The sequence below is a fragment of the Curtobacterium sp. YR515 genome, from assembly GCF_900113095.1.
Taxonomy (GTDB): Bacteria; Actinomycetota; Actinomycetes; order Actinomycetales; family Microbacteriaceae; genus Curtobacterium.
Map to the genome: position 1 here is coordinate 816,840 of NZ_FOOD01000001.1, position 24,889 is coordinate 841,728.

The following is a 24,889-nucleotide window of genomic DNA, read 5'->3' on the forward strand; positions in this document are numbered from 1 at the left end:
ACCCTCAGTCGGTGGCGGCGTGCTGGACGACCCAGCTGTGCATGACGATCGCCGCGGCCGCCGAGGCGTTGATGCTCCGCGTCGACCCGAACTGCGTGATCTCGAGGTGTCCGTCCGCCCCGGCGACGGCCTCGTCGGTCAGCCCGGGGCCCTCTTGCCCGAACAGGAACACGCACCGTTCCGGGATCGGCGCCGTCTCGATGCGGGACGCCCCGGGGGTGTTGTCGATCGCGATCACCGGGCGACCCTCGTCGCGCATGGCCTCGAGGAAGGCGGCGACGTCGGGGTGGTACCGGACGTGCTGGTACCGGTCGGTGACCATCGCGCCGCGCTTGTTCCACCGACGGCGCCCGACGATGTGCACGGTGCCGGCGAGGAACGCGTTGGCGCTCCGCACGATCGACCCGATGTTGAGGTCGTGCTGCCAGTTCTCGATCGCCACGTCGAACGCGTGGCGGTGCGTGTCGAGCTCGGCGACGATGGCGTCCATCGACCAGTATCGGAACCGGTCGACGACGTTGCGGGTGTCCCCGGTCGCCAGGAGCTCCGGGTCGAGCCGCGGGTCGTCCGGCCAGGGCTCGGGGTGCGGCCCGACCCCGTTCGTCGTCCGCTCGTGGGACGGTTCGGGGACTGCGGTCACGCCCCCAAGCGTACGGCGGGGTCGCCGGTCACCGGATCCGGGACTCGATCCCCGCGATGAGGACGTCGAGCCCCAGCGCGAACCGGTCCTCGTACGAGTGCGAACCGAGGATCTCCGCCACGAGCTCGTGCCGCTCCGGACGACCGGCCGCGGCCGAGCCCCGGCCGACCTGCACGCCGGTGTGCCCGACCACGAAGTCGTACACGACGAAGAACGCGTACATCGCCTCGGCGTCGGGCAGGCCGGCCGACCGGAGCGCACCGACGACCTTCGCCACGACGGCGTCGGACTCCGTCGACACCAGGGCCCCGCGGCGGCTGTGCGACTCGAGCACGAGGGGGTGGGTCAGCATGAGGTCGCGGAAGGTCGTGGCGAACGTCCGGACGACCGCGTGCCACTCGTCCGGCCAGACGAACGTCGCGGTGAACTCGTCGACCGTGCGGCGGACGAGCTCGGCGTGCAGGTCGTCGAGGCCGCCGATCGTCCGGTGCACGGTCATCGGCGCGACGCCGAGCCGGACGCCGAGCGCGCGGAAGGACAGCCGGTCGAGGCCGTCCTCGTTCGCGATGGTCGTCGCGGCGTCGATCACCTGCTCGCGGCTGAGGACGTTGGGGCGGCCACGGCGCCGTCGCGGAGTCGCCTCGGCCTGCTCCGGCGCCGTGACGGGCCGGGGTGCGACGGGCGGGGTTCCGGGTTCGACGAGCACGGGGCGTCCTCCTTCTTCCAGTACGTGTCCCGAAAAGCCTAGGGCAAAGCCGACCGGCGTTCGGTGTCTCGACCATCTCGGGTCCGCGACCGGCGCGCAAGAGCCGATCCGTGCCTCCCGGCCTTCTCCGAGCCGACGCCGAGCCGGGCCGTCACGGGCGCGCACTAGGGTGAGGGGCATGGCAACCCGCGACGAGGTCGAGTGCTGGCTGACCGACATGGACGGCGTGCTCGTGCACGAGAACCAGGCGCTCCCCGGGGCGCCGGAACTGATCCAGCAGTGGCTCGACGAGGGCACGGAGTTCCTCGTCCTGACGAACAACTCGATCTTCACCCCGCGTGACCTCAGCGCCCGGCTCCGCTGGTCCGGCATCCACGTCCCCGAGGAGCGCATCTGGACGAGCGCCCTCGCCACCGCCGACTTCTGCAAGTCCCAGATGCCCGGCGGCTCCGCGTTCGTCATCGGCGAGGCCGGCATGACCACGGCCCTGCACGAGGCCGGCTTCATCATGACCGAGACCGCCCCCGACTACGTCGTCGTCGGTGAGACCCGCAACTACTCGTTCGAGGCGATCACCAAGGCCGTGCGCCTCATCCGCGACGGTGCCCGCTTCATCGTCACGAACCCCGACGCGACGGGCCCGTCGGCCGAGGGGGTCCTCCCGGCGACCGGCGCCATCGCCGCGATGATCGAGAAGGCCACCGGCAAGCAGCCGTACGTGGTCGGCAAGCCGAACCCGATGATGTTCCGCTCGGCGATGAACCGGATCGGCGCCCACTCCGAGAACACCGGCATGATCGGCGACCGGATGGACACCGACGTGCAGGCCGGCATCGAAGCAGGACTCCACACCGTCCTCGTCATGACCGGCATCAGCGACCAGGCCGAGATCGACCGCTACCCCTTCCGCCCGAGCGAGGTCATCTCCGGCGTCCACGAGCTCGTCCGCACCGAACCCTTCGAGGTGGAGCTGTAGCGATGCGCTGGGACCCGACGCGGTACGCCGCCTTCGCGGACGACCGCGCGCGGCCCTTCCACGACCTCGTCGCGCAGATCGCGTGGCCGGCGGGTGCGGGCCAGGAGGCGCCACGTCGCGTCGTCGACCTCGGCTGCGGCCCCGGGACCCTCACCGCCACGTTGGCAGCGCGGTGGCCTTCCGCGTCGGTGGTCGGGATCGACAGCTCGGCGCAGATGCTGGCGTCGGCGCCGACCGGCCCCGGGTTGTCGTTCGAGCTGGGCTCGATCGAGGACTGGACACCCGGCCCCACGGACGACGTCGTCGTGACGAACGCGGCGCTCCAGTGGGTGCCGTCGCACGTGTCCCTGTTGCCGCGGTGGCTCGACGCGATGCCGTCCGGGTCGTGGTTCGCGATGCAGGTGCCGGGCAACTTCGGGTCGCCGTCGCACGCGCTCATGCGGTCCGTCGCCGCCTCCGGGCCGTGGGCGCCGGCGCTGGCCGGTGTCCTCCGCGAGGACCCGGTGCTCGACCCGGCGGGCTACCTCGGCATCATGCTCGACGCCGGGTTCGAGGCTCGCGCGTGGGAGACCACCTACGCCCAGCTCCTGCCGGGCGTCGACCCGGTGCTCGACTGGGTGCGCGGGACCGGGCTCCGTCCGGCACTGCAGGCGCTCGACGCGGCGGACCCGTCCGGCGCCCTGACCGGGGCGTACGAGGCGGAGTACGCGGCGGCGCTGCGGTCGGCGTACCCGGCGGGGGCGCACGGCACGGTGTACCCGTTCCGGCGGGTCTTCGCCGTCGGCCGCAAGCCCTGATCCCCACCCCGTGATCGCCGCTGCCCACCGGGCGCGGCAACGCGTTGCCACCTGCTTGCTCGACCGCGTCGCCGCCACCAGACTCGGAACTCCTGAAACATCAGATTGGAGTTCCACGATGAAGCGAATCCTCTCGGTCGCCGCGGTCGGCACGATGGCGCTCGGCCTCTCGGTCGCTGCACTGCCCACCGCCGCGTCTGCCTCGGCGCCCGGTCCTCGGGACCCGTCAGCCCCCGGCTGTTCGACGACGACGATGGTCGCCGACCACCTGAAGGGCTGGGTCCACTGGACGATCGAGTGCACCGAGGCCCGCACCGTCGTCGTCGACGCGACGGCGTTCTCGGGCACGCCCGACGACCACGTGATCGTGGACGAGCAGCAGGCCTCGCGGTTCGTCGCCGCGGGCGAGACGTGGACGGACTTCGTCAGGCTGCCGACGGCGGGGGTCGACCAGTTCCGCGCACAGGCGGTCACGTTCGTCACCGCGGACCCGTTCGAGCGTCCGGCGATCATCGGCGGCGCCACCGGCTGATCGCCGCCGCTCGGCGCCCTACTCGACCGTGACGAGGGTGCCGAGCGGCAGGGCGTCCACCGCCGCCACCGCCTCGGCGTCGAGCCGCACGCAGCCGTGCGACACCGCGCCCGAGGTCGTCGCGTTCCAGTGCAGCCCGATCAGCCCGCCGTCGTGCCCGCCGTACGGCTCGTCCGCCGCGCTCGAGTGCAGCGAGGTCAGCTGGATCGGGTGGTCGCCGGTCCCCTGCGCGGGGTCGACGTACCGCTGCTCGAGGTAGCCGGTGACCCCGGTCGGCGTCGGGGTGTCCGCCGTGCCGACCCCGGCGCGGAACCGTTGCACGGCCCCGCCGTCCGACGAGACGATCGACACGGACTGGTCCGTCGTCGAGATGACGACGCGGGAGGTCGGGGTCGACACCTCCCGGAGCGACGCCACCGGCACCCACGCCGAGGTCTGCGCCGCCGCCGATCCCCCGGCGGCCGAGGGCAGCTGCTGGCGCGCCGGGGTGAGGACACGCTCCCAGTCCCCGTCGCGCTCGACCCCGACGACCGTGGTGGGCTGGCGGAGGAAGTCGGAGGCGGCGAACCGTGCGACCGGTGTGGTCCGCGCCGCGCCGAACAGGGGCGCGTCGGCCCGGAGCTGGAACACGGTGTCCGAGGTGATGGTCCGGTCGAACGGCATGAGCCCGCCGATGACCGCCGAGTACTGCGCCTCCGGCAGTGCGGCGAGCGCGGCGGCCCCGACGTGCGGCACGGCCGGGGCGACGTGGGACCGCGTCGCCGACGCCGACGGAACGGGTGCCGAGGCGACCGAGGTGGACCCGAGCAACGGGACGGCGACCGCCCCGGCGAGGACGACCGCGGCAGCGATGCCGGTCGCGGTCCAGAGGGTGCGAGTGCGCATGGGGGGGGTGCTCCAGGGGTGACGGGAACGGGAAGGCGGCCGGCGCCGCACGGGACGGACGCCGGCCGGCCCGCGATCAGCCGGAGACGACCGGCAGGTGGATGCCCGTCCCCGGGTCGACGACGGTGCCGGTGCCGCCGGTCCCGGCTCCCGTGCCACCGGTGCCCGTGCCCGACCCGGCAGCGGCCGGGGTCACCGTGATCGCGAGCGGTGCGACGAGCGCCGAGGCGCCGGAGGCGTCGACCACGTCGATCGTGTGCGCTCCCGTGGCCGTGCCGGCCGGGATGGTGACGCTGCCGGACACCGTGCCGTCCGCCGCGACGGTGAGCGTGCCCACCGTGACCGGGGTGGAGTGCAGGACGACCCGGACCGAGGCCCCCGGGGTGAACCCGGTGCCGGCCAGCGCGAGCGACCCTCCGGCAGCGACCGAGGTGCCCTTCGGCGCCGTGAGGACGCCGGTCACGACGCGTGCGGTGCCGCCGGTCGAGAGGACCTTCGCGGTGCCGTCGGCCGACACCGCGACGGTGGCGCTCGTGGCGGCGGCGAGGTCGAGGCGCTCCCACGAGCCCGCTGCGGAGCCGGACTGGTCGAGCGGGTAGCCCGACGCGATCTCGGTCTGGGCGAGCACGGCGGTGCGCTGCGCGTCGGTCAGGGTCGGGAACGCGGTGAGGAGCAGGTTCGACGCACCGGTCGGCACCGAGGGGGCGAGCCCGGTGGTGCCGGTCGCCGCGAAGCCGTAGGTCATCCGCTCGCGGTAGACCGCCGCGGCCGAGGCGCGGTCGGTGACGACCTGGGCGGTGCCACCGGGGATCGCGGCCCCGCCGTACGGGTCGTCCGAGTACGCCGTCGAGTGGGCGATGCAGTTCGCGAGCGTGTCGCCGCACTGCTGCTCGAGGTACGAGACGAGTTCCTTCCGCGCCGGCTCGAGGACCTCGGTGCGGTACTGGGTGTCCGACCAGCGGGCCGCGAGTGCCGCTTCGCCGTCGATGCGCCCGCCCATGATGTCGAGCGGGTAGTGGACGCCGAGCACGATGCGGTCGTTGCCGGCCTCGGAAGCGCGGGCGAGCAGCTCGGGTGCCAGCTCCGGCACGAGGGTGGCGAGGGTGATGCCCGCCTGGTACGCCGTGGTGGTGTGACCGCTCGGGTACGAGCCGCCCGTGCAGATGCCGGCGGTGCCGTACCCGGGGTCGAGCACGACGTCGTTCGGCGAGAACTCGTGCGACGTGTCCGTGACGACCGGCACCCGCGTGATGTCGAGCGTCCCGTCCGCCGATGCCCAGGCCTTGCCGGCGCGGTTCGCGGCGAGCGACGACGCGTTCACCTTCGCCGGGGCGCAGCCGGTCTGGTCGTCGGTCGCGGGCAGCGTCGCGGTGCTGCTCGCCGGCAGGTACGGCCGCGGGTAGCTGTAGTGCGCCTTCGCGTCACCCGTGCTGACGTACGCGCCGCTCGTGCCGTTCGAGGAGTTCACCACCGCCGAGGTCAGCGGCAGCTTCCCGGCGTTCCGACCCTCGACGTAGATCTTCTCGAGTGCCGGACCGAGCCCCTGCGACACCGTCATCGACTGGTCGTAGGCGGTGTTCGTGGCGTTCTGGTACTCGGAGTCCTGCAGCGCCTTCAGCTGCTGCACCTTCGTGGCGTGCTGGTTGATCCACGAGGTCAGCCGGTCGTTCTCCGCCAGCGTCCCGGCATCGAGCACGGTGCCGTGCAGGTCGTTCGTCCCGCTCGACTTCCAGTACTGGTCGTACCCGCTCAGCAGGGAGACGAGGTCGGGCTTGGCGGTGTCGCTCGGGTACCCCGCCGCGGTGGCGACGAGGGGCGAGCCGACGACGAGGGCGGTCGCGACGGCGGCGACGGTCACCCCGCGGAGTGCTGATCTGTGCATGCGCCGAACGCTAAGGACGGGTGGTTGCCGAGCGGGGAACGGTGCACCAAGCCGAGGTGAACCGGACCGCAGCCTGTGCGCACTCGCAGCCCGCGCCTCCCGTCCGTCCGTCGTCACCACACGGCGGACGGGAGGCGCGGCTCGTCGCCCAGCACCGCGTACGCCCCCATGGGCGGCACGGTCCGCCACCGGCGCCGCAGGCGGCGCGGCCGGTCGTCCCGCCACGCGATCACCCCGCCGGCGACGACCCCGAACGCGAGGACCGCGAAGGACAGCAGCCCGATCACGCCGACGACGGCGAGCTTCGACGGGTCCTGCACGTCCGTCGTCGCCGAGAGGCCGATCGACCCGAAGTCCCAGAACGCGTGCAGCAGCACCGGCAGGAGCAGGTTCCCGGTCAGCCGACGCGCGACGTAGAGCGTCGAGCCGAACGACGCCGCGAACACGACCTGCACGAGCGTCACCCCGAGACCGGCCCCGGCGAGGGCGTTGAGCAGGTGCAGCACCCCGAACAGCGCGCACGACGCGATCCACACGCCGAACTCGGGCAGGCGCCGCCGGAGCCCGACGAGCAGGACGCCGCGGGTCATCAGCTCCTCGAAGACCCCGACGAGCAGCACCCCCACGGCGAGCAGGAGGAAGTAGCGGACCGGCAGCGCCGACCAGTCCACGAGCGGCAGCCGCACGATGCACACGACCGCGATGAGGATCGGCGCCACCATCGTCCACCGCAGGCGCGTGCGCGTCGGGTCGACGGTCGCGATGCGCCACCAGCCGAGTCCGGTCACGACGAGGCAGAGTGCGACGGCGGCTATGCCCTCCGGGACGACGAGCGACCGGACGACGCTGTCCACCGTCTGCCCGAGGGTCGGGTAGTCGTCGCTCGGCCGGGCCCGCCAGGCGCTGACGGCCGCGAACACCACGAGCGGCGCGAGGCCGACGAGCAGCGACGGCGGAACGGGCCAGCGGCGGCGGCGGGAGGGGTCGGCGGCGGTCACCTGCCGTTTGTACCATTGGGGCATGCGCTTGCCCTCCCTGTCCACGATGGCGGAGGACTACGTGAAGCTCGTCTGGAAGGCGAGTGAGCGCGGCGGGACAGGTCTGGCCACCCGCGACATCGCCGCGGCGCTCAAGGTGTCCGCGTCGACGGTCTCGGGCAACCTCCGGAAGCTCGACCGCGACGGCCTCATCGAGCACACCCCGTACTACGGCGTCGTGCTCACCCCGCTCGGCCATCAGGTCGCCGTGGCGATGGTCCGGCGGCACCGGCTGATCGAGACGTTCCTCGTGCAGCGGCTGGGGTACTCGTGGGACGAGGTCCACACCGAGGCCGAGGCGCTCGAGCACGCGGTGTCGGAGACCTTCCTCGACCGGGTCGACGCCGACCTCGGGCACCCGACGCACGACCCGCACGGCGACCCGATCCCGCGCGCGGACGGCACCGTGCCGGACTCCCCCGGGACCCTGCTCGGGGCCATCGAGCCCGGGGCGTGCGGCACCGTCGACCGGGTGTCCGACGACGACCCCTCGCTGCTGCGGTACTTCGACGAGCTCGGGGTCGGGCTCGGGACGCACCTGCGGGTGGAGCAGGTGCGGGACTACGCGGGGGTGATCGCGGTGTCCCGGCGGTCGTCGGACGGGTCGGAGTCCCTCGTGGACCTGCCCGCGGCGGCGGCGTCCGCGATCTGGCTCGCCCCCGACGCCGACTGACGCCCGCCCGCCCGTCCGCCGCTCGCGGCTGCGCCGCACCGCGGTCGCACGACATGCCGCTCACGTCCGCCGAGCGGGCACAACGTGCCGCCCGGCGACGCCGAGCGAGACGTTTTCTGCCCACTCGGCGCGCGGCCGACGGCATGTCGCGCCCGCTCGTGGGAACGCACCCACCGGGCGAACGGGAGGCGCGGTGCCAGCCCGCGCCGCGCCTCCCGTCCCAGCGGGCGGAATCCACCGCCGCCCACCGGGCACGACCCGCCGCTCACGTCCGCCGAGCGGGCACGACGTGCCGCCCGGCGGCGCCGAGCGTGACACATCCCGCCCGCTCGGCGTGCCAGCCCCCGCGCGCCGTACGCCCCACGCGCCCGCGCGTCAGCCGCGCAACGCGGGGGACGACGCCCGGCGGAACGGCGCCGTGACCGTCGGCAGGATCTCCCGCCGGTTGATCCAGAACACCACCCCCGCCGCCACGAGGTGCACGATGCTGAGCACCCACCGCCCGTTCGTGTCCGTCACGAAGAACTGCACCGCGAACAGCGCCGCGAGCCCGATCGCCGACCACCGGTGGAACCGCAGCGCGATGATGATCGCCACGCCGAGCACGGTCTGCGACGCGGTCAGCATGAACTCCTCGACCTGCCGACCGTCGAGCGGCAGCCCGCCCGAGGTGCCACCGCCGAGCACGTGCGCGATCGGCAGCGACCCGACGAGCAGCGACCACTGGTTGACCTTCGACGCGATGAGCGTGCCGATCGCCGCCCCACCCATCCCCCGCAGCGCGAAGAGCGCGGCGACGATGAACTCCGGCGCCTCCGTGGCGAGCGGCGCGAGCCACTGCACGAGGAAGTAGCTGTCGATCCCGAGCGCGCTGCCGGACTGCACGAGCGCGTCCGCGAACGGCTCCGCCGAGGACAGGATCACGGCCGCGGCGACGACGAACAGCGCCGCGATCGTCCAGCGACGCCCACGCTGCGGCATCGAGGCGATGTTGCCCGCCATGCCGACCATCTCCTCCTCGTCGTCGTCGCCGTCCTCGACCTTCGACGCCCGCCAGAGGTACCAGACGAACGCGGCGAGCAGCACGAACCCGAACCACATCGGGATCGAGCCCATCAGCGGGATGAGGAACGCGACGAGGGCCAGGAGCGCCAGGAACCCGATGTCGAGTCGCGAGGACCGCTCGAGCTCGAGCACCCGGGTGGCCGAGGCGGGGAGCGACCCGGTCCGGACGAACCGGCGCGCCACGAGCAGCGAGATGATCACCACGAGGGGCCACCCGAACCCGAGCAGCAGCCGGTTCGAGCCGGTCATGTTGGCCGCGGCGAACTGCTCGTACGAGGGGTCGTACCCGGAGCGGAACGCGTAGTACAGGTCGACCGCGTACTCGGGGAGCACGGCGATCAGGGCGAGGATCGCGATCGCGAGGGCGCCGGCGATGTCCTTCTGCGCGGCCTCGGCGGCCCAGGCGAGCAGGAACGAGGCGGCGACGACGGCACCGCCGAAGACGAGCAGGTCGACGACGGGGTTCGGCGCGAACCCGCCGATCCGGAAGACGACGGCGGGCAGGGCGATGGCGATGCAGATCGCGATGCGGCCCCAGGCGCTGGCGCCCATCCGGGACGCCACGACGCCGGGCGTCGGAGCAGGAGACAGGGTGTCGGTCATGGTGGTCCTCGTGGTCGAGCCATGACGCTGCACACACGGGAGCGGCTTCGGCCATGGCGGAACGGCCGAAGGTCTCGCTCGCCTCGAGGGCCACGTGCACCGGGCCGATCGTCGTGATGGCCAGTGTGTCGATGCACGCGCTGGGAGCTACTCCCCTTCGCCACCCACCTTGGCGCGCTCCGATCCGCGTGCGCAAGCCGATCCGGCCTGTTCGGCATCCCGAATCCCGGTGTTCCCCGACCCGCCCCGGAACGGCCTGGAGGCGCGTGGCGGCGCCGCACTGCGCCTCCCGTCCGTCGTCGGGTCGCGCCCACCGCGTTTCGTGCGCAGAAATGGTCGGGTCGCCCCCGCCGACTCGACCGTTTCTGCTCACGAAACAACGCGGCGCGGCGCGCGAGGCGCGCGGCGCGACGCGCGCCGCGCGCGCTACCCCTTCGCGGAGCGGGTGCGGCCGAGGGCGACCTCGCGGCGGGCGCGCTCGACGGCGAGGGCGCTTGCGGCGTCCGGGTCGCGGAGCAGGCGGTCGACCTCGGCCACGTGCACACGGACGTCGTCCGCACCGCGCGCCGAGGCGTCGTCGAGGACCGGTCGCACCGCGTCCTCGCCGAGTGCGACCAGGGCGCGGGACAGACTGAGCCGGGTCTCCTGGTCGCCACGGCCGAGGTGCTCCGCGAGCGTCCGAGCGAGGGCGTCCCGCTCGGTGTCCGGGACGAGTGCTGCCGCGGTGCGCCAGGCCGCTCGGAGGACCCCGACGTCGGAGTCCCGCAGCAGGGGCCGCACCGACGGCCAGACCGCGGGGTCGCCGATCTTCGAGAGGGTGTGCAGCGCCTGGCTCCGGGCCTGCGGCAGCGGTCGGTCGAGCTCGGGCAGCACCCGACGGACGACCGCGTCGGCGGGGAGCCGGATGAGCGCCCACGTGAGCATGTCGCGGACGAAGAAGTCCGGCTCGACGGCGCACTGCTCCACCAGCACGTCGAGGTCCGCCGGGTCCGGGTGCGTCCCCGCGGCCATGACGGCGCGGAGGCGGACGGACGAGCGCGGGTCGGCGAGTGCGGTGGTGAGCGCGGACATGGCCCCATGCAAGCGCACCGTCCTGCGTGACGTCCGGAGACCGCCCGCCAAGGGGCGAGGCATAGCGTGGGCGGGTTCGTTCGACACGACCACGAAAGGATCCCCATGCCCCGCATCGGTACCAGTGACCTCACGGTGTTCCCCCTCGCCCTCGGCGGCAACGTCTTCGGTTGGACGGCCGACGAGCAGACCTCCCACCAGGTGCTCGACGCCTACACTGCGGCCGGCGGCGACTTCGTCGACACCGCGGACGTCTACTCCGCCTGGGCACCCGGGAACTCCGGCGGCGAGTCCGAGCAGGTCATCGGCTCGTGGTTCGCGAAGTCCGGCAAGCGCGACGACGTCGTCATCGCCACGAAGGTCTCCCAGCACCCGCAGTTCCAGGGCCTCTCCGCCGCGAACGTCGCCGCGGCCGCACGCGCGAGCCTCGAGCGGCTCGGCACCGACCGGATCGACCTGTACTACGCGCACTTCGACGACGAGTCGACCCCGCTCGAGGAGACCGTGCGCGCGTTCGACCAGCTCGTGCGCGACGGCCTCGTCCGGTACACGGCCATCTCGAACTACTCGAAGGAGCGGGCGGCGGAGTGGATCCGCATCGCGCGGGAGAACGACCTCGCTCTGCCCGTCGCGATCCAGCCGCACTACAACCTGGTCACCCGCGAACCGTACGAGTCGGACATCGCTCCCCTGGCCGCCACCGAGCACCTCGGGGTCGTGCCGTACTTCTCCCTCGCGGCGGGCTTCCTCACCGGCAAGTACCGCACGAAGGAGGACTTCGCCGGCAAGGACCGCGAGGGCCAGGTCTCCGGCTACTTCAACGAGGCGGGGCTCGCGGTGGTCGACGCCCTCACCACGATCGCCCAGGACCGCGGCACCGAGGTCGCGACGGTCGCCCTCGCGTGGCTGCAGGCGCAGCCGGACGTCGTCGCGCCGATCGCCAGCGCACGCAACACCGAGCAGCTGCCGGCACTGTTGGCGTCGGCGGAGCTGGAGCTCAGCGCCGACGAGCTGCGGACCCTCTCCGACGTGTCGGGGAAGGTCTCGGCCGCGGCCTGACACCGGCGCGGTCGACCCGGGACGACATCATCGACGTCGTACGACCTCGGTGATGTCGTTCCGGGTCCGCCCGGCCCGACCCCTCACGCGCTCGGCGCGACCGACCCCGTCATCGTGTCGCCCGACGACCGGGTGACGAAGCACGAGATGAACGTGTCCCCCTGGTCCCACGTCGCCTGGTCGGGCGCGTAGGACCCCTGCACCTGCACGTCCCCGTACGCCGCCGCGGCCGAGGCGTTCAACGCCGCCGAGGTCTGGCACTGCTCGGCCGCCTGGGCCGCGAGCGCGTCCGGCCCGGGCCACTGGTTCGCCGAGACGGGCAGCCGCGCGGTGAGCTGGGCGACGTGCGGCGTCTGGCAGTCGACGACCGTGTAGGTCTGGGCCCACGCGTTCGTGAACGGCGACAGGCACTCCCCGCCGGCGAGGTCGGTCCACGCGTGCTCGCCCGGGGCCGCCGGCGTCGTCGCGAACTGCAGCGTCTCGAGCGAGGTCGATGCCGACGAAGGCTGCGACGCCGCGGCGGACGGCGTCTCCTTCGGGGTCGCCGCCGCCGAGGCCGCTGACGTCGAGGTCGGCGCCGGCGTGCGCTCCTCGATCGAGTTGCCGAGGATCCACCGCGTCAGCGCGAACACGGCGACGAGCAGCACGACGATGAGCGCGACCGAGCCCCAGATGAGCAGCCGCTTCCCGCGCTGTCCCTCGTTCCGGAGCTTGGCGAAGCCCTCGTTGATGAAGTTGTCGCGGTCGCCCCCGCCCGCGGAGGCCGACGGCACCGGCGCCACGGGTGGCACGGGCGTGCGCTCGGGTGCGGGTGCGTGCGCCGGCGTGGCACCGACGGCCGGCATCATGCGCGTTCCGGTGTCGTGCGGGTCGTACCCGGTCCCACCGAGCTGCCCGACCGCCTCGGTCCCGAAGAGGTCCTTGATCGCACTCGTGTCGCTGGTCTCGCGACCGTCCCACTCGGACTGGTCGAGGTCGTCCGGCGCGGCGGCCGGGAGCGGCTCCGGCTCGTGACCGCGGATACCCATCACGGCGTCGAGGTCCTGCCCGACCGCCGGAGGCAGGTGCGCGGGGTACGCGCTCGGCTCCGCCTCGGACGCGGCCGGTTCGACCAGCGGCGGAGCAGCCGTGGGCGGCACGATGCCGTCCGGCTCGGCCCACCACGGGCCGCCGGCGACGGGCAGCGCCGTGGTCGGTTCGTCGGCCTGGAGGCGCGGCTCGTCCTCCGGCGCCGCCGTCGCGTCGTCGGGGCGCCCGGGCTCCACCGCCGTGGTCGGCTCGACGACGGGCGTCCCGCCGACCGGGATCGGCAGCGCACCCGCGACGACGACGTCGTCCGGGTCGTCCGAGTCGTCCGGGTCGTCCGAGTCGTCCGAGTCGTCCGAGTCGTCCGCCAGGCTCCACGAGCCGCCGGCCAGCGCCGTCGTGTCGAACGCGTTCGTGGTCAGGGTCGCCGGCACCTCGCCGGCCTCGTCGTCGCGGATCGCCCAGTCGAACGGGCGCTCCTGCCCGCCGGTGCCCTCGCCCTCGCCGTCGGCGATGCGGAGCAGCTCCGTGAAGCTCGGCGGTTCGTCGGTGGCCGGCAGGACGTTCTCCACACCGACCGGCTGCGGCACGACGGGGAACGCGGGCGCAGCGGGGGCAGCGGGCGCGTCGGCCGGTTGCGAGCCCGTTGCCCGACCGAGCCAGTCGACGTCCTCGCGTCCGGCGCCGAACGGGTCGGTGCGGCGCCGCTCCTCGTCGATCGCGCGGTTCTCGGCCGCACGCTGGTCGCGGTGGGACTGGGCGGTCGGCAGGCTGATCGACGACGGGTGCGGTGCGGTCGACGACGGCGGGACCGGGGCCGCTGCGGGGATCCGGTCGGAGAGCGTGGCCCGCTCGGCCTCGGCGTCGGCCTGGGGGTTCTCGGACGGTGCCTCGAGCTGCTCGGGCATCGAGATCGCCTGCGTGGAGTCGTCCTCAGCGGAAGACGTGGGCGAGGCGGGCGAGGCGGGGGTCACGGGCTCGTCGGACACCACCGGCTCGAACGGGTCCGGCAGGGGCGCGCCGGTCTCGCGCGCGGTCTTCTCTGCCTCGCGCCGCTCACGGCGCGAGGGCCAGTCGTCCGCGCCCCGCGGCGCACCGAAGATGTCGGCGGCACTGCGGAGACCGTGGAACGGAGCGTCCGGGGCGGAGTCGCGCCGTGCCTCCAGTCCGTCGTCCCCGTCTGCGGGACCGGCGGTCTGGTCGGGCTCGTGCGCGTCGTCCGGACGCTCCTCGGTCACGCGCTCAGCCCCAGATCAGCCAGCCCGATCGCCGCGAAGTACGGGTACCCGGCAGCCTCGATCTTCTCCTTCGCGCCGGTGTCGCGGTCGACGACGACGGCCACGGCGGCGATGATCGCGCCCTCGCGCTCGAGTGCCTCGGCGGCCTTGAGCGGCGAGCCGCCCGTCGTCGAGGTGTCCTCGAGCACGATCACGCGCTTGCCGGCGAGGTCCGGCCCCTCGACCTGCTTGCCGCGGCCGTGGTCCTTCGGCTCCTTGCGCACGACGAACGCGTCGTAGGCGAGTCCGCGGGCGGCGGCCTGGTGCAGCACGGCGCTCGCGATGGGGTCGGCGCCCATGGTCAGTCCGCCCACGGCGGCGACGTCCGGCACCTGGCCGATGAGGTCGGTCATCACCTGACCGATGAGCGGGGCGACACGGTGGTCCAGGCTCACCTTGCGGAGGTCGATGTAGTACGTCGCCTTCTTCCCGCTGGTGAGGGTGAAGTCTCCGTGGAACACCGCTTCGTCCGTGATGAACTGGATGAGCTGGTCGCGCGCGTCGGTCACAGCCCACAAGGGTAGCCGGTCGTCCCCGCAGCGCGCTGCCCCGTGTGGGTGGGGTGCGCTGCGAGCCACGCTCGGTACGCTCCGGTCATGTCCTCCGACGCGCGCCCGGTCAGCGAGGTCGTGCGTCCGACGGGCGGCTCGCGGTGGCGCGCGCGACGGCTCGCGGTCGGCCAGGAGGCGCTGGGCGCCCTGGTCGCGCTGGCCCTGGCCGTCATCGCCCTGCGCCACGTCGTCGCGACCTCCAGGGTCGCCCTGCTCTGGTACGACGGGGACTCGGTGCTGCTGCCGCTCGTCGAACGGTCGATGCAGCTCGGGCAGCCGTTCGAGTGGGCGATGTCCCCGGCGCTGTTCTTCTTCCCGGAGCTGCCGGTCTACCTCCTGTGCTCCCTCGTGACGGCCACGCCGCAGCAGGCGCTCGCGCTGAACGGCGTCCTCGTGCTGCTCGCCGTGTACGCGCTCGTCCGGGCCGCGGCGAACGAGCTCATGCCGGCGGCCCGGCGGTCGGCCCGGATCGCGGTGTCCGCACTCGCCCTCGGGTTCGTGACGCTCCTGGTGCTCACCGAGTCGTCGGCCACCGCGACCTCGTTGGAGCTCGCGTCCCTGCTCCTCACGACGACGTACTACTACGGCGCAGTGCTGGCGATGCTCGGCACCGCGGTGCTCGTGCTCCGTGCGGTGCGGCTCGGGCGGGCGTCCGTCACGGTCCTCGTCGTGCTCGGCCTCGTCGCCGCGTGCACGACGGCGTCGAACCCGCTGTACGTCCCGTGGTCGGCCGCCCCGGTCGTCGTGACCCTCGTGCTCCTGGCACTCGCCCGCCGGCTCCCGTGGCGTCCGGTCGGGCTGCTCGCTGCGACGCTCACCCTCGGGTCCGTCGTCGGGTACCTGCTGCGGATCCCGCTGCGGCCGTTCGTGTCCCTCGACCCGTCGACCTACGTCCAGCCGTCGCGGGCCGGCGAGACGCTCGGGTTCTTCGCCGCGCTCACCGACGACCGCGCGGGGTCGGCGGCGGGCGACGCGGGGCTGCTCCTGCTGCTCGTGGGGGTGCTCCTGTCGGTCGGCGGGACCGTCTGGGCATGGCGGGTCCGGACCTCGCGGACCGTCCTCGTCGCCGCAGCGCTCCCGCTCGTCACCGTCGTGGCGGTGTCGGTCGGGGTCGTCGTCGCGGGTTCGGAGACCCCGCGGTACCTCGAGCCGATCGTGACGGCGCCGCTGCTCGCCCTGGTCGCGGTCGCCGAGCTCGCCCGCACCGCCGTCCGCCGGACCCAGGTGCACCGGCCGCGACGCGGCATCCGGGCCGTGCTCGCCCTCGCGGCCGCCGGGGTGCTGCTCGCCGGGATCGCCACCGCACCGAGCACCGCCCGCGCGGTCGCACAGGCCCGCTACGACCCGGCGGCCTGCCTCGACCGCTGGGCCGACGGGCGGGACGTCGTCGGGGTCGGGCAGTTCTGGACGATCCGCCCGCTCGCCACGTACGCGTCCACGAACGTGCAACTGCTGCAGGTGCGGGACACATTCGCGACCTACCCCTGGCTCGTCGACCTGGGGGCCTACCGCGACGCCGCGCCGACCTTCGTGGTGATCGGGTCCGGCGACGTCTGGACGACCGCCGTCGAGGACTCCCTCGGCCCGCCCGCGACGATCACGCACTGCACCGGGTTCGACGTGTACGACTACGCCGGGACGTCGGGCGCCGCCGTCCTGCAGCGGGACGTCGTCGACAGTGCCGATGCCGTCCGGCGGGAACGCGGCTTCTGAACGACCGCCCTGCGAAGTTGTCCACAGCCGCGCGGCGACGGCCGATCGTGCCTGAACGGATGTATAGGCTCGTGCCCGTGACTCGTCCCACCAGCCACTCCCGTCCCCGTGCCGCCGTCCGACTCCGTCTCGCCGCCACCGGCCTCGCGCTCGCGGGCCTCGTCGGCACGGTGGTGTTCGACGCGCCGGTGGCGAGCGCGGCGACCTACCCCTCGTGGGACGAGGTCATGGCCGCGCGCGGGCAGGAGTCCGACAAGCAGGACCAGATCACCGAGATCCGCGGCATCATCTCCGGGCTGTCGAGCAAGGTGAAGGCGGCCGAGGCCGAGGCCGAGCGCCTCGGCACCGAGTTCTTCGATGCGCAGAGCGAAGCGCAGGACGCCGCCGAGAAGGAACAGCGGCTCCGCGCCGACGCCGACGACCACGCCGAGGTCGCCGAGCAGAGCGCCGCCCAGGCGGGGCAGTTCGCCGCCCAGATGGCCCGGTCCGGGGGCGCCGACGTCACCGCGTCCGTGATCTCCGGCGGCCAGGACGCCAGCGACCTCCTCTACAACCTCGGTGCGCTCAGCAAGCTCTCCGAGCAGGCCGAACGCGTCGAGGCCGCAGCCACCGCCGACGCCGCCGTCGCCCGGTCCCTCACCGCGCAGGCCGACCGTGCGTCCGAGGCGCTCGACGACCTCGCTGCCGAGGCCGAGCGCCGCATGCAGGCCTCCCAGGCCGCGGCGGACAAGGTGCAGGCCGCCTACGACGAACAGCAGACCAACAAGGCACGGCTCGACGCCCAGCTCGCGACGCTGACCTCCGGCCGGGTCCGGACCGAGGCCGAGTTCGCCAAGGGCGAGGCCGTGCGCAAGGCGGCGGAGGAGAAGGCCGCGCGCGAGGCCTACCTCCGGGCCATCGCCGCCCAGAACGCCGCGAACGCGGCCAACGCCGGCAGCGGCGGCGGGGGTGGCGGTACCGGCAGCAGCGGCTCGGGTTCCAGCGGTTCGCCGGGGTCCGGCTCGGGGACCGGGTGGGTCCGTCCGGCCAGCGGGTACGTGATCAGCCCCTACGGGTACCGCGTGCACCCGATCTACGGCACCGTGATCAAGCACGACGGCGCCGACCTCGCGAGCGGGTGCTCGACGCCCATCGTCGCGGCGGCGGCCGGCACGGTCGACTACGCCGGCTGGTACGGCGGATACGGCAACTACGTGCGGATCAGCCACGGCGGCGGGGTCCAGACGGCATACGGGCACATCGTGAACGGCGGGTTCCGGGTCAGCCCCGGCCAGCAGGTGTCGGCCGGGCAGCTGATCGCGCTCGTCGGCTCCACCGGCAACTCGACCGGCTGCCACACGCACTTCGAGGTCCACGTGAACGGCGCCACGGTCGACCCGGTGCCGTTCATGCAGGCGCGGGGCGTGGCCTTCTAGCCGTCCCGTCGGGCATCCGGTCCGGCGCTCGTCCCGTGGGCGGTCTCCGTGCCGGAGGCGGTCTCGATGCCGGACGCGGTCTCGATGCCGTCGTCGTCCAGGTTCCACAGCGCCCGGTACCAGGCCGTCCGCTCCTCGTCGACGGGCAGCCCGTACGCCTCGTGGAAGAGTCCGTCCCACCCGGGGCCGTAGTTCCACCCGAGCGCCATCGTCGCCACGCCCAGGTCCGCCCAGCGGTCGGCGATGCCGAGGGCGTCGAGGTCGACGTGCCCGGCGAACCGACCGTCCGCGCCGATCAGGGTGTTCGGCGTGCACGGGTCGCCGTGGCACACCACCACGCGGTCCACCGGCGGCTCCGGACCGAGCGCGTCGGGGTCGGCGCCGGCAGCGCGGGCCCGTCCGGCCCGCTGCACGGTGGACCACTCGAACGGGCAGTCGAGTACGGGCAGGGTGTCGTGCAGCGCCCGCAGTCCCTCGCCGGCCGCGATCACGGCCGTGCGCGGTTCGTCGTGCCACCGGGGGTCGACCGCGCTCCACCCCGGCAGCGCGCGGGTGCGGAGCCAGGCCCCCTCGTCGTCGACCCCGTGGTCGAGGAGTTCCGGGACCCGCGCGTACCGGGAGGCCCAGGTCAGGCGTGCGGCCTCGCCGACGATCCACGGCGCGTAGGCGTGCGGGAGCACCTTGACGTACTCCTCGGCCAGGCCGTCCGCACCGATGCGGAACGTCCGGCCACCGATCTCGTTGACCCACACGGCCTGCACCGGACGACCCCGTGCGACGCCACGGACGACCGCGGGCACCGCGACGGCACCCCGCGCACGGGACAGTCCGTCGATCGAGCGCGGCATGCCGACCTCAGTGCACCCGGTCCGTGCGGCCGGAGCCCGCGCCACCCCGGGCGATCTCGAGCAGGACCGGCAGACGGTCCCCGAGCAGGGCGTCCAGGTCGGCGACGATGTCCTCCACCCCGGTCGTGATGTCGCGCGGCGAGGCTCCGCGCCGGGGTCGGACGCGGATCCGGATCGCCCGGCTGCCCCGGACCCGGAACACGTCGACCGCGAGCGAGCCCACCTGCGGCATGGCACCGATCGCCGACGACAGCGCGTGCTGCACCGCGGCGGCGTCGATCCGGACCGAACCGGCGACCCCGCCGGCGGACCCGTCGTCCTCGACCACGGTGCCGACCCGACCGCCACCGAGCGTCGACAGCACCACGATCGCCAGGACCCCGAGCACCACCGCACCGCCGAGGACCCAGGTCCACGCCGTCACCGAGGTCTCGCGCGGGACATCCGCGCCCAGGGCGTCGAGCACGCCGGCACGCTCGTGCCACGCCGTGGCCGCCCACGGCAGCGTCTGGACGAGGATCGCCCCGACGCCGAGCACGAGCAGCGCGAGTCCGACCAGCACGAGCGCCGTCCGTCCGACGACGCGGTTCGTCGCGTTCATCCGTCCACCCGTCCGGTCGGCTGCACGCGGACCCGCGCGGTGACGCCGGGCTGCGCGTCGATCGCGGCGAACTCCGCGGTCACGGCGTCGGTCGCGGCGACCGCGGGGACGTCGGCACCCGCGGGTGGGCGGAGCACGACGTCGACGGTCCGACGGCCGACGGTGCCGACGGCCGCGTCCGGACCGAGCCGGGTGGCCGACCGTGCGGCCCGCGCGGCGGCCGATGCGAGCACCTCGTCGTCGACGACCACGGCGAGCCGCGACGACGACATCGCGTGCCGGGGGCGACGCTGCGGCAGGAGGCCCTGCGCGAGGAACACGAGACCGACCAGCGCGACGATCGCCGCGATGCCGACCACGACGGTCGCGTCGAGCCCGCGGGGCGCTCGGGCGGCGGCGTCCACGACCGCACGGGGGTCGACACCGAGCGCACGCTGGTCGAGGAACACGAGTGCGGCGGCGAACACGGCGGCCGCGGCGAGCACGAGGGTGACGAGCATCGCGACGACGACCGCTCCCGACCGCGAGGCGTTCGTCTCGCGGCGGACGATCCGGCGGTACACCCGGTCGTGGGTCGGGCCGGCCGGCAGGGAACGCTCGGTCACCGGACCCTCCTCGGGGTGTCGACGACGGACGACGAGAACGTCACGGTCACCCGTTCGACCTGTCGGCCGGTGATGGTGCGGAGCCGCTCGGCGATCGTGCCGCGGGCGCGGTGCGCCGAGGTGGTGACGGGTTCGTCGGGGACCGCGTGGCTCCCCAGCGCGGGGACGGCGAGCGGTGCGGTGATCTCGACCGCCAGCCCACCGCGGCCGTCGTCGGCGACCCGGGCACGCGCCTCCTGGAACGGCACCCGGAGTGCTTCCGCAGCGACCGCCTGCGCGGTGTGCACGAGGGCTGCCGAACCGATCCGGTCGGAGCCGGGGACCCGTCCGCCGCTGCCGGGACCGGCGACGGCGGGCGTGCTCACGACGAGCTCCGGCGTCCGCGCAGCACGTCGAGGAGTCGGCGCACGTCGACGTCGCCGGTGACGATGCGGGCGACGATCCCGCCCACGAGCATGCAGACGGCCACCACGACGAACGCCCAGGCGCCGAGCGTCACGGCGACGATCGCGAGCAGTGCGCCGACGCCCATGCCGACGACGGTGGCGTTCACCGGACGCGGCCCTCGGCGTCGTCGACGACACCGTTGAGGGCGGGGATGTTCACGTCGTTGATGGCGATGTTGACCTCGGCGACCTCGAGCCCGACGAGCTCGGTGACCGCGGTCGTGACGGCCGCGCGCACCGCGGTGGCGACGTCCATCATCGGCGTCGGGTAGTCCACGACGATCGTCAGGTCGACCGCGACCTGCGTCTCGCCGACCTCGACGCGGACGCCCTGGCCGAGCGCGCTCGAGCCGATCGCGTCACGGATCGCGCCGAACGCCCGGGCCGCGTTGCCGCCGAGCGCGAAGACGCCGGGGACGTCCCGGGCGGCGATGCCGGCGACCTTCGCGACGACCGTGTCGTCGATGATCGTCCGGCCCTTGGTGGTGACCTGCGTCGTCGTGGTGCCGGTCGTCGCGGTCCCGTCGACGCGGTTCGTCGTCGATGCCATGAGTGCCTCCGATGCAGTCTCGTCCTGGTGTCCAGCGAACACCATCGTGCCGTGCACCGCCCGGGAGCACGGCCCGGCGCGCGGAGCCCCGCCGGGCCGGCGCACGGTAGGTTCGGACCCATGCGCGTGGCGACCTGGAACGTGAACTCCGTCCGCACCCGAGTGGGTCGGATCGTCGACTGGCTGGTGCGCGAGGACGTCGACGTCCTCGGCATGCAGGAGATCAAGTGCAAGCCGGAGCAGTTCCCGGTCGAGGCGTTCGAGGCCGCTGGGTACCAGGTCGAGGCGCACGGCCTGAACCAGTGGAACGGGGTGGCCTTCGCCAGCCGACTCCCGCTCGAGGACGTCACCCGCGACTTCCCCGGCCAGCCCGGGTTCCTCAAGGGGCACGAGGGCCCCGACCTCCCGGTGGAGGCCCGCGCCCTCGGTGTCACGGTCGACGGCGTCCGCCTGTGGAGCCTCTACGTGCCGAACGGGCGCGAGGTCGGCGACCCGCACTACACGTACAAGCTCGACTGGCTCGGGCAGTTGGCCGACCGCACCTCGGAGTGGCTCACCGCGCACCCCGAGCAGCCGCTCGCGCTGATGGGCGACTGGAACGTCGCGCCGCTCGACTCCGACGTGTGGGACGTCTCGGTCTTCGAGGGGCACACGCACGTCACCGAGCCCGAGCGCGCGGCCTTCCGGGAGTTCGAGGCGCGTGGCCTGCAGGACGTCGTCCGCCCGATCGTGCCGGACGGCTACACCTACTGGGACTACAAATCCCTGCGCTTCCCCCGCAACGAGGGCATGCGCATCGACTTCATCATGGGCTCGCAGGCGTTCTCGGACGTCGTGACGGACGCCCGCATCCACCGCGACGAGCGGAAGGGTGACGCGCCGAGCGACCACGTCCCCGTGTCGGTCGACCTGGACCTCGAGACCTCGCTCGACGACGACCGGCCGATGATCTTCTGACGCCTTCTGTTACTCCCCGCGTCCGCCCTCGTTGAGCGGGGCGGACCCAGCGACGTACGTTGCCTGCACCGAACCCCTTCGAGAGCAGGTGAAGCCATGTCCCGCACGACCCCGTCGACGATCCTTCCGATCCAGCGCGTCATGGCCGACGCCACGCCCCGCGCCTGGAGGGACGGCATCGTCGTCGAGACACGCCCCGCCGACGTGGTGGTCGCGTTCCTCGACGGCGGCGTGACGCAGCTGCGGGTGGCGGACGCCGACACGCTCGTGTCGGTCGGCGACCCGGTCGCCCACCACCCGGCCGCGGAGATCCTCAGCGCCGGCGGTCGGAAGACCACCGCGCGCACCGCGTGACGCGTCAGGCGGTCATCGAGGCCATCATCGCCTCGCACTTCGCGACCATCTCGTCGCACGCCATCGCGCAGTAGCGGCACGACTCGTCCATGTCCGCGTGGCTGCGGCACTCGGCGGCACACGCCGTGCCCATCGCGACGCAGGCCGTGAGCATCGCGCGCATGCTGTCGACGTCCATGCCCATCGGACGCATCATCATCCGCATGCCGGTGTCGGCCATCATCGCCGTGTTCGAGCACATCGCGGCACAGGTGGCCATGTCGGCACCCATCTGCATGTCGCTCACGGAGCACATCGTCGCGGCCATCGACGCGGCGTTCATCGCCATCATCGTGTCCTGCATGAGCTCAGCGTCCATCGCCACGGGCATCTCGCTCGTGGACATGGTCTTCATCATCGCCATGGTGTCCATCGGGGACCTCCTCTTCCGTTCGGTGGCGCCCACGGTACGCGCCGCCCCGATGCGTCACGCGGCTACGGGTGCAGGAGCGCGGCGACCGCGACCAGCACCGGCACGGAACCGATCGTCGAGATGAGCACCACGTCCCGCGCGACCGGCACCGCCGCCCCGTACCGCTGCGCGTAGTTGAACACGTTCTGCGCTGCCGGCAGCGCCCCGAGGGTCGTGAGCACGAAGACGTCCTGGTCCCCCAGCCCGAACACGAACCGGGCGAACACGAACGCCACGGCCGGCATCACGACGAGCTTGATCGCCGACGCCACGATGACGTCCGTCCGGATCGCCGGGTCGCGGAGCGGGGTCGCACCGTGCAGGCTCATCCCGAACGACAGGAGGACCACGGGCACGGCGGCCGCGCCGACGAGCGAGAACGGCTCGAGCACGGGCGCCGGGAGGTCGATGCCCGTCGCCGAGAAGACCAGGCCCACGAGCGAGGCGATGATGATCGGGTTCCGGAACGGCCCCGAGACCCGGCGCCACCAGCTCCCGCCCGCCGAGGTCGCGGTGTCCAGGATCGTCAGCGCGATCGGCGCGAGCACGATGAGCTGCAGCAGGATGACCGGCACGACCGCGGTGGCCTGCCCGAGGACGTACACGGCGACCGGCAGCCCGATGTTGTTCGCGTTGACGTAGCTCGCGGCGAGCGCCCCGACCGTCGTGGTCGTGAGCGGCCGGCGCAGGACGACCCGGAAGACCACGCCGGCGCCGATGGCCACCACGACCGCGCTGAGCAGGGACACCCACAGCATCGGGGACAGCAGGACGTGGATGTCCGCCGTGGCGATCGTGTGGAAGAGCAGGCAGGGCATGAGCACGAAGAACGCGAGCCGGCTCATCACGAACTGGGCGTGCTGGCCGAGCAGTCCGATGCGTCCGACGACGTACCCGGCGGCGATGATCGCGCCGATGATCGCGAACCCGGTCAACACGCCACCCATCGGCTCCATCCTTGCACCATGTGACGTTGCTCAGACCGGAAATGCGAACGCATCGAATACCGTTGTGCCCACCATGACCTCGACGAACTCCAGCACGCTCACGCGTTCGACCGACTCCAGCCAGCCCCTCGTCCCCCTGCTCGAGGAGCGGTGGAGCCCCCGTTCCTACGACGAGACCGCGACGATCGACGACGCGGCGTACGACGCGGTCCTCGAAGCCGCTCGCTGGGCCCCGTCGGCCATGAACTTCCAGCCGCGCCGCTTCGTCGCCGGCCGCCGTGGCACCGAGACGTTCCGGAAGATCAACGAGAACCTGCTCGGCTTCAACGCCGCCTGGGCTTTCCGCGCCAGCGCCCTGGTCGTCGGCGTGCTCGAGACCGTGACCGAGGACGGCGACGAGCGTCCCTTCGCCCAGTACGACCTCGGCCAGTCCCTCGCGGCCCTGACCGTCCAGGCGCACGCCGAGGGCCTGCACGTGCACCAGATGGCGGGCATCGACGCCGAGGGCATCCGTGCCGCGTTCGACCTGCCGGAGCGGTTCCTGCCCTACACGGTCACCGCGATCGGCACCGTGGCCGACCCGTCGCAGCTCGACGACAAGGCTGCCGAGCGCGAGGTCGCCCCGCGGACCCGTCTCCCCCTCGACGAGGTCGTCCTCGTCAAGGAGTAGTCCTGCACCACCGCACGCGGCCGCATCCCCACCGGGGTGCGGCCGCTGCCGTGTGCGGCGGGGCGTAGCATGTACTGACATGCAGCACGACGCGAACACCCCCGGCCCCGAGATGAACTTCTACACCCGCAAGTGGGTCCGTCCGGAGGACCTCAACGCCAACGGCACCCTGTTCGGCGGCAGCCTCCTCCGCTGGATCGACGAGGAAGCCGCCGTCTACGCGATCATCCAGCTCGGCAACGGCAAGGTCGTCACGAAGTACATGTCCGAGATCGTGTTCGTGTCGTCGGCGCGCGAGGGCGACATCGTCGAGATCGGTCTCGTCGCCACCCGCTTCGGCCGCACCTCGCTGACGATGCGGGCCGAGGCACGGAACCTCTTCACGCACCGCAGCATCCTCACCATCGACGAGGTCGTGTTCGTCAACCTCGACGAGGACGGCTCCCCGGCGCCGCACGGCTACACCGACATCACGTACGACCGCGACCGGGTGCCCGCCACGCACCGCGCGTGACACCGCAGACATCGCGCAGCGCCGTCCGGGCAGGGCAT

At 73.2% G+C, this 24,889-nt stretch carries 28 protein-coding genes; 11 read left to right on the forward strand and 17 right to left on the reverse strand.

The window, feature by feature from the left end; all coding sequences use genetic code 11:
- Nucleotides 1–4: 4 nt before the first annotated feature.
- Both BM028_RS03790 and BM028_RS03795 read right to left on the reverse strand, forming a co-directional pair.
- Nucleotides 5–640 carry a TrmH family RNA methyltransferase gene (locus tag BM028_RS03790; protein WP_092384622.1) on the reverse strand — a complete coding sequence of 212 codons (636 nt, stop codon included), beginning with the start codon at nt 638–640 and terminating at the stop codon, nt 5–7.
- 28 nt (nt 641–668) lie between these two features.
- Nucleotides 669–1,346, reverse strand: coding sequence for a TetR/AcrR family transcriptional regulator C-terminal domain-containing protein (locus BM028_RS03795; RefSeq protein ID WP_092384624.1), 678 nt, complete (start codon nt 1,344–1,346; stop codon nt 669–671).
- 178 nt (nt 1,347–1,524) lie between these two features.
- Between BM028_RS03795 and BM028_RS03800 the strand changes: the two genes are divergently transcribed.
- The 3 genes from BM028_RS03800 to BM028_RS03810 all read left to right on the forward strand — a co-directional run bounded on the left by BM028_RS03800 (nt 1,525) and on the right by BM028_RS03810 (nt 3,651).
- Complete coding sequence (locus BM028_RS03800) at nt 1,525–2,322, forward strand: HAD-IIA family hydrolase (protein ID WP_070417042.1); 798 nt, start codon at nt 1,525–1,527, stop codon at nt 2,320–2,322.
- Between the two features lie 2 nt (nt 2,323–2,324).
- Nucleotides 2,325–3,119, forward strand: a complete 795-nt coding sequence (locus tag BM028_RS03805) for a methyltransferase domain-containing protein (protein WP_092384626.1) — start codon at nt 2,325–2,327, stop codon at nt 3,117–3,119.
- 118 nt (nt 3,120–3,237) lie between these two features.
- Complete coding sequence (locus tag BM028_RS03810; protein ID WP_092384628.1) at nt 3,238–3,651, forward strand: hypothetical protein; 414 nt, start codon at nt 3,238–3,240, stop codon at nt 3,649–3,651.
- A gap of 18 nt (nt 3,652–3,669) precedes the next feature.
- Here the strand turns inward: BM028_RS03810 and BM028_RS03815 are convergent, their stop codons facing one another.
- The 3 genes from BM028_RS03815 to BM028_RS03825 all read right to left on the reverse strand — a co-directional run bounded on the left by BM028_RS03815 (nt 3,670) and on the right by BM028_RS03825 (nt 7,416).
- Nucleotides 3,670–4,536 carry a L,D-transpeptidase gene (locus tag BM028_RS03815; protein WP_071294440.1) on the reverse strand — a complete coding sequence of 289 codons (867 nt, stop codon included), beginning with the start codon at nt 4,534–4,536 and terminating at the stop codon, nt 3,670–3,672.
- 76 nt (nt 4,537–4,612) lie between these two features.
- On the reverse strand, nt 4,613–6,418 hold the full coding sequence (locus BM028_RS03820; RefSeq protein ID WP_092384630.1) for a phosphatase PAP2 family protein: 1,806 nt from the start codon (nt 6,416–6,418) through the stop codon (nt 4,613–4,615).
- Nucleotides 6,419–6,531: 113 nt separating this feature from the next.
- A complete protein-coding gene (locus tag BM028_RS03825; RefSeq protein ID WP_175495979.1) occupies nt 6,532–7,416 on the reverse strand; it encodes a CPBP family intramembrane glutamic endopeptidase in 885 nt (294 codons plus the stop codon).
- A gap of 22 nt (nt 7,417–7,438) precedes the next feature.
- On the opposite strand from BM028_RS03825, the gene BM028_RS03830 reads away from it, so the two are divergent.
- Nucleotides 7,439–8,128: a metal-dependent transcriptional regulator gene (locus tag BM028_RS03830; protein WP_092384634.1), complete on the forward strand. Its 690-nt coding sequence runs from the start codon at nt 7,439–7,441 to the stop codon at nt 8,126–8,128.
- Between the two features lie 375 nt (nt 8,129–8,503).
- On the opposite strand, the gene BM028_RS03835 is transcribed toward BM028_RS03830, so the two are convergent.
- Both BM028_RS03835 and BM028_RS03840 read right to left on the reverse strand, forming a co-directional pair.
- Entirely contained in the window at nt 8,504–9,796 is a 1,293-nt protein-coding gene (locus BM028_RS03835) for a sodium/calcium exchanger protein (protein WP_254789381.1), read from the reverse strand.
- 426 nt (nt 9,797–10,222) lie between these two features.
- Nucleotides 10,223–10,867, reverse strand: coding sequence for a HEAT repeat domain-containing protein (locus BM028_RS03840; protein ID WP_092384638.1), 645 nt, complete (start codon nt 10,865–10,867; stop codon nt 10,223–10,225).
- A 105-nt stretch (nt 10,868–10,972) separates the two neighbouring features.
- Between BM028_RS03840 and BM028_RS03845 the strand changes: the two genes are divergently transcribed.
- Complete coding sequence (locus tag BM028_RS03845) at nt 10,973–11,926, forward strand: aldo/keto reductase (protein ID WP_092384640.1); 954 nt, start codon at nt 10,973–10,975, stop codon at nt 11,924–11,926.
- Nucleotides 11,927–12,009: 83 nt separating this feature from the next.
- On the opposite strand, the gene BM028_RS03850 is transcribed toward BM028_RS03845, so the two are convergent.
- Together BM028_RS03850 and pyrE are read right to left on the reverse strand one after the other, a co-directional pair.
- A complete protein-coding gene (locus BM028_RS03850; protein WP_092384642.1) occupies nt 12,010–14,190 on the reverse strand; it encodes a septum formation family protein in 2,181 nt (726 codons plus the stop codon).
- Nucleotides 14,187–14,738, reverse strand: a complete 552-nt coding sequence (pyrE, locus tag BM028_RS03855; RefSeq protein WP_022905654.1) for an orotate phosphoribosyltransferase — start codon at nt 14,736–14,738, stop codon at nt 14,187–14,189. The genes BM028_RS03850 and pyrE overlap by 4 nt, the downstream gene beginning before the upstream one ends.
- Nucleotides 14,739–14,825: 87 nt before the next feature.
- Here pyrE and BM028_RS03860 point away from each other — a divergent pair, with 87 nt between their 5' ends.
- A complete protein-coding gene (locus BM028_RS03860) occupies nt 14,826–16,493 on the forward strand; it encodes a hypothetical protein (protein WP_092384644.1) in 1,668 nt (555 codons plus the stop codon).
- A gap of 77 nt (nt 16,494–16,570) precedes the next feature.
- The gene (locus BM028_RS03865; protein ID WP_139201829.1) at nt 16,571–17,908 is read left to right on the forward strand and encodes a M23 family metallopeptidase; all 1,338 of its coding nucleotides are present in this window, start codon (nt 16,571–16,573) and stop codon (nt 17,906–17,908) included.
- On the opposite strand, the gene BM028_RS03870 is transcribed toward BM028_RS03865, so the two are convergent.
- From BM028_RS03870 to BM028_RS03895, 6 genes are read right to left on the reverse strand one after another with little or no spacing between them, the layout of a single operon-like run.
- Nucleotides 17,905–18,756, reverse strand: a complete 852-nt coding sequence (locus tag BM028_RS03870; RefSeq protein ID WP_092384981.1) for an aminoglycoside 3'-phosphotransferase — start codon at nt 18,754–18,756, stop codon at nt 17,905–17,907. The two genes, BM028_RS03865 and BM028_RS03870, sit on opposite strands and share 4 nt — an antisense overlap.
- Before the next feature lie 7 nt (nt 18,757–18,763).
- The gene (locus BM028_RS03875; RefSeq protein ID WP_092384646.1) at nt 18,764–19,357 is read right to left on the reverse strand and encodes a hypothetical protein; all 594 of its coding nucleotides are present in this window, start codon (nt 19,355–19,357) and stop codon (nt 18,764–18,766) included.
- Nucleotides 19,354–19,962 carry a hypothetical protein gene (locus tag BM028_RS03880; protein WP_092384648.1) on the reverse strand — a complete coding sequence of 203 codons (609 nt, stop codon included), beginning with the start codon at nt 19,960–19,962 and terminating at the stop codon, nt 19,354–19,356. The genes BM028_RS03875 and BM028_RS03880 overlap by 4 nt, the downstream gene beginning before the upstream one ends.
- A complete protein-coding gene (locus BM028_RS03885) occupies nt 19,959–20,327 on the reverse strand; it encodes a hypothetical protein (RefSeq protein WP_092384650.1) in 369 nt (122 codons plus the stop codon). The genes BM028_RS03880 and BM028_RS03885 overlap by 4 nt, the downstream gene beginning before the upstream one ends.
- Nucleotides 20,324–20,515, reverse strand: coding sequence for a hypothetical protein (locus BM028_RS03890; RefSeq protein WP_070417057.1), 192 nt, complete (start codon nt 20,513–20,515; stop codon nt 20,324–20,326). The genes BM028_RS03885 and BM028_RS03890 overlap by 4 nt, the downstream gene beginning before the upstream one ends.
- Entirely contained in the window at nt 20,512–20,958 is a 447-nt protein-coding gene (locus BM028_RS03895; RefSeq protein WP_092384983.1) for an Asp23/Gls24 family envelope stress response protein, read from the reverse strand. Before BM028_RS03895 ends, BM028_RS03890 begins: the two co-directional genes overlap by 4 nt.
- A gap of 120 nt (nt 20,959–21,078) precedes the next feature.
- Between BM028_RS03895 and BM028_RS03900 the strand changes: the two genes are divergently transcribed.
- Both BM028_RS03900 and BM028_RS03905 read left to right on the forward strand, forming a co-directional pair.
- Nucleotides 21,079–21,915, forward strand: coding sequence for an exodeoxyribonuclease III (locus BM028_RS03900; RefSeq protein WP_070417058.1), 837 nt, complete (start codon nt 21,079–21,081; stop codon nt 21,913–21,915).
- 96 nt (nt 21,916–22,011) lie between these two features.
- Nucleotides 22,012–22,269, forward strand: a complete 258-nt coding sequence (locus BM028_RS03905; protein WP_070417059.1) for a hypothetical protein — start codon at nt 22,012–22,014, stop codon at nt 22,267–22,269.
- A gap of 4 nt (nt 22,270–22,273) precedes the next feature.
- Here the strand turns inward: BM028_RS03905 and BM028_RS03910 are convergent, their stop codons facing one another.
- Both BM028_RS03910 and BM028_RS03915 read right to left on the reverse strand, forming a co-directional pair.
- The gene (locus BM028_RS03910) at nt 22,274–22,681 is read right to left on the reverse strand and encodes a four-helix bundle copper-binding protein (protein ID WP_092384652.1); all 408 of its coding nucleotides are present in this window, start codon (nt 22,679–22,681) and stop codon (nt 22,274–22,276) included.
- 62 nt (nt 22,682–22,743) lie between these two features.
- Nucleotides 22,744–23,667 (reverse strand): AEC family transporter, encoded by a 924-nt coding sequence (locus tag BM028_RS03915; RefSeq protein WP_092384654.1) that lies wholly within the window; start codon nt 23,665–23,667, stop codon nt 22,744–22,746.
- 73 nt (nt 23,668–23,740) lie between these two features.
- On the opposite strand from BM028_RS03915, the gene BM028_RS03920 reads away from it, so the two are divergent.
- Nucleotides 23,741–24,337, forward strand: a complete 597-nt coding sequence (locus BM028_RS03920) for a nitroreductase family protein (protein ID WP_092384656.1) — start codon at nt 23,741–23,743, stop codon at nt 24,335–24,337.
- Between the two features lie 79 nt (nt 24,338–24,416).
- A complete protein-coding gene (locus tag BM028_RS03925; RefSeq protein WP_083295084.1) occupies nt 24,417–24,851 on the forward strand; it encodes an acyl-CoA thioesterase in 435 nt (144 codons plus the stop codon).
- Nucleotides 24,852–24,889: the final 38 nt, after the last annotated feature.

Bases quoted from the DNA above. Each gene is read 5' to 3' on its own strand.
- BM028_RS03840 (WP_092384638.1), bottom strand. From the start codon at position 10,867: ATGTCCGCGCTCACCACCGCACTCGCCGACCCGCGCTCGTCCGTCCGC.
- BM028_RS03835 (WP_254789381.1), bottom strand. From the start codon at position 9,796: ATGACCGACACCCTGTCTCCTGCTCCGACGCCCGGCGTCGTGGCGTCC.
- BM028_RS03905 (WP_070417059.1), top strand. From the start codon at position 22,012: ATGTCCCGCACGACCCCGTCGACGATCCTTCCGATCCAGCGCGTCATG.
- BM028_RS03925 (WP_083295084.1), top strand. From the start codon at position 24,417: ATGCAGCACGACGCGAACACCCCCGGCCCCGAGATGAACTTCTACACC.
- BM028_RS03900 (WP_070417058.1), top strand. From the start codon at position 21,079: ATGCGCGTGGCGACCTGGAACGTGAACTCCGTCCGCACCCGAGTGGGT.
- BM028_RS03860 (WP_092384644.1), top strand. From the start codon at position 14,826: ATGTCCTCCGACGCGCGCCCGGTCAGCGAGGTCGTGCGTCCGACGGGC.
- BM028_RS03815 (WP_071294440.1), bottom strand. From the start codon at position 4,536: ATGCGCACTCGCACCCTCTGGACCGCGACCGGCATCGCTGCCGCGGTC.
- BM028_RS03845 (WP_092384640.1), top strand. From the start codon at position 10,973: ATGCCCCGCATCGGTACCAGTGACCTCACGGTGTTCCCCCTCGCCCTC.
- BM028_RS03920 (WP_092384656.1), top strand. From the start codon at position 23,741: ATGACCTCGACGAACTCCAGCACGCTCACGCGTTCGACCGACTCCAGC.
- BM028_RS03800 (WP_070417042.1), top strand. From the start codon at position 1,525: ATGGCAACCCGCGACGAGGTCGAGTGCTGGCTGACCGACATGGACGGC.
- BM028_RS03915 (WP_092384654.1), bottom strand. From the start codon at position 23,667: ATGGGTGGCGTGTTGACCGGGTTCGCGATCATCGGCGCGATCATCGCC.
- BM028_RS03805 (WP_092384626.1), top strand. From the start codon at position 2,325: ATGCGCTGGGACCCGACGCGGTACGCCGCCTTCGCGGACGACCGCGCG.
- BM028_RS03810 (WP_092384628.1), top strand. From the start codon at position 3,238: ATGAAGCGAATCCTCTCGGTCGCCGCGGTCGGCACGATGGCGCTCGGC.
- BM028_RS03830 (WP_092384634.1), top strand. From the start codon at position 7,439: ATGCGCTTGCCCTCCCTGTCCACGATGGCGGAGGACTACGTGAAGCTC.
- BM028_RS03820 (WP_092384630.1), bottom strand. From the start codon at position 6,418: ATGCACAGATCAGCACTCCGCGGGGTGACCGTCGCCGCCGTCGCGACC.
- BM028_RS03870 (WP_092384981.1), bottom strand. From the start codon at position 18,756: ATGCCGCGCTCGATCGACGGACTGTCCCGTGCGCGGGGTGCCGTCGCG.
- BM028_RS03895 (WP_092384983.1), bottom strand. From the start codon at position 20,958: ATGGCATCGACGACGAACCGCGTCGACGGGACCGCGACGACCGGCACC.
- BM028_RS03875 (WP_092384646.1), bottom strand. From the start codon at position 19,357: ATGAACGCGACGAACCGCGTCGTCGGACGGACGGCGCTCGTGCTGGTC.
- BM028_RS03910 (WP_092384652.1), bottom strand. From the start codon at position 22,681: ATGGACACCATGGCGATGATGAAGACCATGTCCACGAGCGAGATGCCC.